Source organism: Myxococcus sp. AB056, from assembly GCF_006547365.1.
Taxonomy (GTDB): Bacteria; Myxococcota; Myxococcia; order Myxococcales; family Myxococcaceae; genus Myxococcus; species Myxococcus virescens.
Map to the genome: position 1 here is coordinate 23,459 of NZ_VHLB01000099.1, position 6,637 is coordinate 30,095.

The 6,637-nt window shown below is 67.2% G+C and carries 7 protein-coding genes and 1 riboswitch; of the genes, 4 read left to right on the plus strand and 3 right to left on the minus strand.

The genetic code is table 11. The features are described from left to right. The first annotated feature begins 26 nt into the window (after window positions 1–26). Window positions 27–542 carry a hypothetical protein gene (locus FMP39_RS31070; RefSeq protein WP_228558491.1) on the plus strand — a complete coding sequence of 172 codons (516 nt, stop codon included), beginning with the start codon at window positions 27–29 and terminating at the stop codon, window positions 540–542. Between the two features lie 12 nt (window positions 543–554). On the opposite strand, the gene FMP39_RS31075 is transcribed toward FMP39_RS31070, so the two are convergent. Both FMP39_RS31075 and FMP39_RS31080 read right to left on the minus strand, forming a co-directional pair. Continuing rightward, on the minus strand, window positions 555–1,148 hold the full coding sequence (locus tag FMP39_RS31075) for a CoA pyrophosphatase (protein ID WP_011556444.1): 594 nt from the start codon (window positions 1,146–1,148) through the stop codon (window positions 555–557). An 18-nt stretch (window positions 1,149–1,166) separates the two neighbouring features. Continuing rightward, window positions 1,167–2,060, minus strand: a complete 894-nt coding sequence (locus FMP39_RS31080; protein WP_141593706.1) for an undecaprenyl-diphosphate phosphatase — start codon at window positions 2,058–2,060, stop codon at window positions 1,167–1,169. Between the two features lie 114 nt (window positions 2,061–2,174). On the opposite strand from FMP39_RS31080, the gene FMP39_RS31085 reads away from it, so the two are divergent. Beyond that, window positions 2,175–2,645, plus strand: a complete 471-nt coding sequence (locus FMP39_RS31085) for a YchJ family protein (protein ID WP_011556446.1) — start codon at window positions 2,175–2,177, stop codon at window positions 2,643–2,645. A 98-nt stretch (window positions 2,646–2,743) separates the two neighbouring features. Further along, a riboswitch (S-adenosyl-L-homocysteine riboswitch) is annotated at window positions 2,744–2,817 on the plus strand. A 91-nt stretch (window positions 2,818–2,908) separates the two neighbouring features. After that, window positions 2,909–4,339 carry an adenosylhomocysteinase gene (gene ahcY, locus FMP39_RS31090; RefSeq protein ID WP_011556447.1) on the plus strand — a complete coding sequence of 477 codons (1,431 nt, stop codon included), beginning with the start codon at window positions 2,909–2,911 and terminating at the stop codon, window positions 4,337–4,339. A 169-nt stretch (window positions 4,340–4,508) separates the two neighbouring features. Here ahcY and metK read toward each other — a convergent pair whose 3' ends face one another. Further along, window positions 4,509–5,699 carry a methionine adenosyltransferase gene (gene metK / locus FMP39_RS31095; RefSeq protein ID WP_141593707.1) on the minus strand — a complete coding sequence of 397 codons (1,191 nt, stop codon included), beginning with the start codon at window positions 5,697–5,699 and terminating at the stop codon, window positions 4,509–4,511. Window positions 5,700–5,938: 239 nt separating this feature from the next. Between metK and FMP39_RS31100 the strand changes: the two genes are divergently transcribed. Beyond that, complete coding sequence (locus FMP39_RS31100; RefSeq protein WP_141593708.1) at window positions 5,939–6,514, plus strand: ABC transporter substrate-binding protein; 576 nt, start codon at window positions 5,939–5,941, stop codon at window positions 6,512–6,514. The last annotated feature ends 123 nt before the right edge of the window (window positions 6,515–6,637 follow it).

Here is a 6,637-nt window from a genome sequence, read left to right on the forward strand (position 1 = left end):
CGAATCCTTCCCTCGTTGCAACCGTCTTGAGCTGGCCACTACCGCAGTTGAGAGCGTGGCTCGACGGACTCGTCATCGGGGAGCCTGTAGATGGCGAGCACTTCAACTGGGACGTCTTCGCCTTCACCATCGCCGCGCGGGCCCGCGAAGAGCGGAGCTTGGGGTGGGCGCATATCGGACTGCTCGTCTACGGAGCCCTCGCACAACGCCATTCCGACGAGGAGGAGTACTCCCTCAGGCTCTCTGAGATGAACCTGCGCTCAGGGATGATTGCCGAGTTTGGCGAGCGCGAAGGCGACTTCGTCCTCGATGCCGAACCGATTGTCGCGTGGGTCCAGCGTCTGACGACGTTTTCGCTGGAGGAGGCTGCGCAGTGGATGGCGCAGGAGGACATCCGCACCGTCCCCATCGAGAAGCTCCGCGCCATGCGCAGGCTCAAGCACGCGCTCAAAATCCTGGCCCACGCCCTGCCCAGGACGAACGTGGAGCAGAAGCACCCGGAGCTCGTCCCCTGGCTCCAGTTCCGAACCCGCCTGCCCTGACGCGACGGCGCCCTACCCCGCCCCGCCAGGCACCTGCGTCACGTGGTTCAGGAAGTCGCGCAGGATGCGCGCCGTCGCGCCCCAGATGACGTGCGTCCCATACGTGTAGAAGTACAGGTCCCGCTCCGCCCCCATGATTTCCTTCTGCTCCACGCGGAGGATGGACGGGTCCAACAGCCCCGACAGTGGCACCTCCAGGATGAAGGCCACCTCCTCCGCGCTCGGCCGGTACTTCCCGTCCCCGGGAATCACCCCCACGAAGGGCCGCACCCGGTACTGCGAAATCGTGGGCACTTCATCCAGCATGCCCAGCACCCGCACGCCGCGCCGGTCGATGCCCAGCTCCTCTTCCGTCTCGCGGAGCGCCGTGTGCAGGGGCGTCGCGTCCTCGGGGTCGCGGCCTCCCCCGGGGAAGCTGTACTGATCCGCATGCGTCCGCAGCGTCGCGGGCCTGCGCGTGAAGAGCACGTGGGGCACGCCGTCCCGCTCGAACACCGGCACCAGCACCGAGGCCTCCCGCAGGGTCCACCCTGGCAGGTGCACCTCACGCGCCGGCCGCGAGGACAGCCGTGACTCCAGTGTCTGGAACAGCGCCTCCACACTCACGGCCCACGTCCTCTCACGCTAGTCGGTAATCTGCTTCTCCACCGGCGGAGCCCCCGGCTCGCCAGGGACCTCCACGTTCTCCGTGCCCGACATCGGGCTCAGCTTCCCCGTCTGGAGCAGCACCAGCAGCAGCACGCCCAGCGCCACGCGGTACACCACGAATACCAGCGTCGTCCGCGTGCGCAGGAAGCGCAACAGCCACGCGATGGCCGCCATGCCCGACGCGAAGGCCACCAGCGTCCCCACCCAGAGCGCCATCGCGGAAGGCCGCGTCTCCGCCTCCAGCAGGTGCTTGAGCTCGAAGACGCCCGCCAGCGTGGTGGCCGGAATGGACAGCAGGAACGAGTAGCGTGCCGCATCCTCGCGCTTGAGCCCCAGCGACAGGCCGCCCGTCAGCGTCGTGCCAGAGCGAGAAGCACCCGGAATCAGCGCCAACGCCTGCCACATGCCAATGAGGATGCCATCCCGCCACCGCATGTCCGCCAGCGTCCGCTGGTGCGAGGCCCGCTTCTCCACGTAGAGGAGGATGAGGGCCAGCACGATGAGGCTTCCGGAGATGACGTAGAGCGAGCGGAACTCGTTCTCGATGAACTTCTTCAACGTCAGCCCGGCAATGCCGACAGGCAGCGTGCCCACCAGGACGAACCACGCCAGCCGCGCCTCCAGCGTGCCGAAGGGCTCGCGCCGCGCCAGCCCCCGGAAGAAGGCCGCCACCAGCGAGACGATGTCCTTGCGGAAGTAGATGAGCACGGCCGCCACCGTGCCCAGCTGGATGACCGCCGAGTACGCCGCGCCCGGGTCCTTCCAGCCGAACAGCTCCGGCGCGATGCGCAGGTGCGCCGTGGAGCTGATGGGAAGGAACTCCGTGAGACCCTGGACCAGACCCAGGACGATGGCTTCGAGGAGGCTCATAGGGTGCGGCCCCCGGATGTATGCCTGCTCTCCCCGCCCAGCAAGGGCGTTCCACCGACTCTGTACGCACGAACACCCACGGCCCGCGCGGGACGGGTAGGCTCGGACCGCACCATGCCCCCTGCCCCCCTCTGTCCCTGCTCCTCCGGCCTGCGCTACCGCGAGTGCTGCGCGCCCTTCCACCGAGGCGAGGCCGAGCCGCCCGACGCCGAGCGCCTCATGCGCAGCCGCTACAGCGCCTTCGCCCTGCGCGAGGTGGCCTGGCTGTGGAAGACGCTGCACCCCCACCACCCGGACCGCGCGCGGCCCCAGGACGAGGTGCTGCGCGAGCTGCGCGCCTTCGCCCAGGCGCACCAGTACCCGAAGCTGGTGGTGATGGACCGCCGGGAACCGGACGCGGACGGACTGGCGCAGGTGCTCTTCTTCGCCAAGGTGTTCGAGAAGGGAAAGGACCGCTCCTTCGTGGAGCGCTCCGACTTCCGCCACGACGGCACCGGCTGGCGCTACCTGTCCGGCGTGGCGCTGGCGCCCAAGGAGCTGGCCGTCCCTCCCGAATCCCTCACGCTCGCCACGTTCCCTCGCTAGGTGGGCGTCTGGAAGTGGATGGAGCAGGCTGTCCGCCTGCCCTCGGGGGCGGCAGTCTCTCGTTGAAATGAAGGGGTCCTTTTCGTAGGTTCCCCGCTGACTTCGAGGAGCGCTGCGAGGCCGGACACGGCCCCAGGCTCGAAGCGGAATCACCCAACGGCGCTCACCTGTACGCGTCTCTTGCGAGGGTGAGTCGTCGCAGCATTCACACCGAACTTCCCCGAGCCCGGAACGCCGCGCCCGCTGGACCAGGAGCCATTGCCATGACCGCCGCAACCAAGTCCCTGAAGCAGGATTACGCCATCGCCGACCTGTCGCTCGCCGACTGGGGCCGCAAGGAAATCCGCATCGCCGAGAGCGAAATGCCCGCGCTCATGGCCATCCGCGAGGAGTACGCCAAGACGCAGCCGCTCAAGGGCGCGCGCGTGACGGGCTCGCTGCACATGACCATCCAGACGGCCGTGCTGGTGGAGACGCTCCAGGCGCTGGGCGCCGAGGTCCGCTGGGCGTCGTGCAACATCTTCTCCACGCAGGACCACGCCGCCGCCGCGCTGGTGCAGGCCGGCACGCCGGTGTTCGCACACAAGGGCGAGTCCCTCAAGGAGTACTGGGACTTCACCCACCGCATCTTCGACTTCGGCCCCGCGGGCAGCGACCACGAGGGTCCGAACATGATTCTGGACGACGGTGGTGACGCCACGCTGCTCATGCACCTGGGCAAGCGAGCGGAGAAGGACGCCAGCGTCCTCGCCAACCCCCAGAGCGAGGAAGAGCGCGAGCTGTACGCCGCCATCAAGGCGAAGCTGGCCGAGGACGCGACCTGGTACACGCGCAAGAGCGCGAAGATTCTCGGCGTCACCGAGGAGACCACCACGGGCGTGCACCGCCTCCAGGAGATGTCCGCCAAGGGCACGCTCCTGTTCCGCGCCATCAACGTCAACGACAGCGTGACGAAGAGCAAGTTCGACAACCTGTACGGTTGCCGTGAGTCGCTGGTGGACGGCATCAAGCGCGCCACGGACGTGATGGTCGCCGGCAAGATTGCCGTCGTCGCGGGCTACGGCGACGTGGGCAAGGGCTCCGCGCAGGCGCTGCGCGCGCTGTCCGCCCAGGTGTGGGTGACGGAGATCGACCCCATCTGCGCGCTCCAGGCGGCCATGGAGGGCTACCGCGTCGTCACCATGGACTACGCCGCGGACAAGGCGGACATCTTCGTCACCGCCACCGGCAATAAGGGCGTCATCACCCATGACCACATGGCCAAGATGAAGGACCAGGCCATCGTCTGCAACATCGGCCACTTCGACAACGAAATCGAGGTCGCCTCCCTGGAGAAGTACAAGTGGGAGGAGATCAAGCCGCAGGTCGACCACATCATCTTCCCGGACAACAAGCGCATCATCCTGCTGGCCAAGGGCCGGCTGGTGAACCTGGGCTGCGGCACCGGCCACCCCAGCTACGTGATGTCCAGCTCGTTCGCGAACCAGACCATCGCGCAGATTGAGCTGTACTCGCACAGCGCCAACTACGAGGTCGGCAAGGTGTACGTGCTGCCCAAGCACCTGGACGAGAAGGTCGCTCGCCTCCAGCTCAAGAAGCTCAACGCGCAGCTCACCGAGCTGAGCCAGGAGCAGGCTGACTACATCGGCGTGAAGACCTCCGGCCCGTACAAGCCGGACACCTACCGCTACTAAGCGGTCCGCTGTCACCCTCGCCCGCCTGCACCGGGGCGAGGGCCTCGCCGCAGCGAAGCGCCCAGGCAGAAACACAACGGGCCGCCTCCCTCCCTGGGAAGCGGCCCGTGTGCTTGCGGGCCCTCACGCGCCGGTCAGGCAGCGCGAGGGCCGAATCGAAGCGCCTGCCTCAGACGGCCTTCAGGCGGCGGCCACCTGACGGCGTGGCGCTCTTGGCGGCATCCCGCAGCGCGTCCTTCTTGTCCTCGACGCGCTCCCAGGTGAACTCCTTCTCCGTGCGGCCGAAATGACCGTAGGCGGCGGTCTTCTGGTAGATGGGCCGCAGCAGGTCCAGGTACTCGGTGATTTCGCGCGGACGCAGGCCGAACGTCTTGCGGACGGCCAGGGCGATGCGCTCTTCCGGAACCGTGGCGGTGCCGAAGGTCTCCACCATGACGCTGACGGGCTCGGCCACGCCGATGGCGTAGGACACCTGCACCTCGCAGCGCCGGGCCAGGCCCGCGGCCACCACCGTCTTGGCGATGTGACGGCCCATGTACGCGGCCGAGCGGTCCACCTTGGACGGGTCCTTGCCGCTGAACGCGCCGCCACCGTGACGGCCCATGCCGCCGTAGGTGTCCACGATGATCTTCCGGCCCGTCAGGCCGGAGTCACCCATGGGGCCACCCACCACGAAGCGGCCGGTGGGGTTGATGAAGAACTTCGTCTTGTTGTCGATGAGCTTCTTGGGCAGCGCCTTCGCGATGACGTCCTCGCGGATGGCCTCCTGGATCTTCTTGTTGGAGACCTCATCGGAGTGCTGCGTGGACACCACCACCGCGTCGATGCGGGCGGGGCGGCCGTCGCGGTACTCCACCGTCACCTGGCTCTTGCCGTCCGGGCGGATCCACGGGTGCTGCTTGCGACGCACATCCGCCAGGCGGCGGGTGATGGCGTGCGCGTAGTGGATGGGGGCCGGCATCAGCTCCGGCGTCTCGTCACAGGCGAAGCCGAACATCATGCCCTGGTCGCCGGCGCCCTGGTCCTTCTTGTTGTCGACACCCCGGGCGATGTCCTGGCTCTGGCCTTCGATGGCCACCATGACGCCGCAGGTGTTGCCGTCATAGCCCATGGAGCTGTCGGTGTACCCGATGCGGCAGATGGTGCTGCGGACGAGCTTCGGGATGTCCACGTAACAGTTCGTCGTCACCTCACCCGCGACGATGGCCAGGCCCGTCTTGACGAGCGTCTCCACGGCGACGCGCGCCTGAGGGTCCTTGGCGATGATGGCATCCAGCACACCGTCGGAGATCTGGTCGGCGATCTTGTCCGGGTGGCCTTCAGTGACGGATTCAGACGTGAACAGGAAGTCGGTAGGCATGTCGTCTCAGAGGCTGCGCTGACAGTGCGCGAAGGCCGGACACTAGACGTGGCCTCCTAGAGGAGTCAAACGCGCAAGAGGGCCGCATCATTCAACTTTTCGGAATCCGCCAGCGAACAGCGACCAGGCTGGCTACGGCCGGATGGCCGCCTTCCACCCCACCATGAATTTCGCGAGGCGCCGGACGTTCCCTTGGGCTAACAGACGTCCGCGCATCCGCTCTGGAGGAACAGCCCGACATGAACGCCCGCTTCCGTACCCTCGCCTTCCTGGCCACCTTCGCCTTCGCCCTCCCCGCGCTCGCCGCGAAGGAAGACCCCATCGCCAAGCCGGTGAAGACCGTGGTGCAGTCCGTGCGCTACGAGCGCGACGCCCTGGCCCTCAAGCACTTCGGCAGCCAGGAGCAGGGCAAGTTCCTGCTCGGCGACAACTGGGAGAAGGGCACCGATGCGCAGCGCAAGGAGTTCGTCTCGCTGTTCCAGGACCTCTTCGCGAACATCGCCTTCCCCCGCGTGCGGGAGAACTTCAAGAACCTGGACAGCATCACCTACGAGCCCTCGCAGGTGCAGGGCCCCGAGGCCACGGTGGCCTCCACCGTCTTCATCAAGCACCCGCTGAAGACGCAGGAGATGAAGCTCAAGTACCGGCTGGTGAAGGAAGCCGCCGCCTGGAAGGTCGTGGACGTGACGGTGCTGGGTTCGTCCATGCTCCAGGACATCCGGGACACGCAGGTGAAGCCGCTGATGGAGAAGGGCGGCTGGGACCTGCTGCTGGAGCGCATGCGCACGGAGCTGGCGAAGGTGAAGAAGAAGTAGCCCGCACCTGCCCGGCGGCCGGGCCACCAGGCTTCCCGGCCGCACCATTGTTTTCGCGGGGTCCGCGCATCGCGTAGAGTCTGTCTCTTCTACACATCTGACGCTGCCGACGAACTTACGCGT

What these genes read in the sequence shown, in the direction of transcription:
- FMP39_RS31080 (WP_141593706.1), bottom strand. Translation starts at nt 2,060, where the DNA reads ATGAGCCTCCTCGAAGCCATCGTCCTGGGTCTGGTCCAGGGTCTCACG.
- FMP39_RS31085 (WP_011556446.1), top strand. Translation starts at nt 2,175, where the DNA reads ATGCCCCCTGCCCCCCTCTGTCCCTGCTCCTCCGGCCTGCGCTACCGC.
- ahcY (WP_011556447.1), top strand. Translation starts at nt 2,909, where the DNA reads ATGACCGCCGCAACCAAGTCCCTGAAGCAGGATTACGCCATCGCCGAC.
- metK (WP_141593707.1), bottom strand. Translation starts at nt 5,699, where the DNA reads ATGCCTACCGACTTCCTGTTCACGTCTGAATCCGTCACTGAAGGCCAC.
- FMP39_RS31100 (WP_141593708.1), top strand. Translation starts at nt 5,939, where the DNA reads ATGAACGCCCGCTTCCGTACCCTCGCCTTCCTGGCCACCTTCGCCTTC.